Here is a 273-nt window from a genome sequence, read left to right on the forward strand (position 1 = left end):
GGTGTCGCCGAGGTTGTCGACGATGTAGGTGTCGTTGCCCAAGCCGCCGATCAGGGTGTCGGCACCGAAGCCGCCGTCGAGGATATTGTTGCCGTCGTTGCCGGCAATGCGGTTGCCCGTGCTGTTACCGGTGCCGTTGAGGTCGGCGGTGCCGGTAAGGAGCAGGTTTTCGACGTTGGCGGCGAGGGTGTAGTCGATGGACGAGAACACTCGATCGTAAGCGGTGAGCGAGGTATCGGTTTCGACCACGACATCGCCGACGTTATCGACGTA

1 protein-coding gene is annotated in these 273 nt (G+C 61.5%); it reads right to left on the reverse strand.

What is annotated here, in order from left to right; genetic code table 11:
• A partial coding sequence (locus tag AC30D7_RS28805; RefSeq protein WP_490136338.1) for a calcium-binding protein occupies positions 1-273 on the reverse strand: 273 nt, incomplete at both ends.

Source organism: Pseudomonas sp. DF5, from assembly GCF_058148225.1.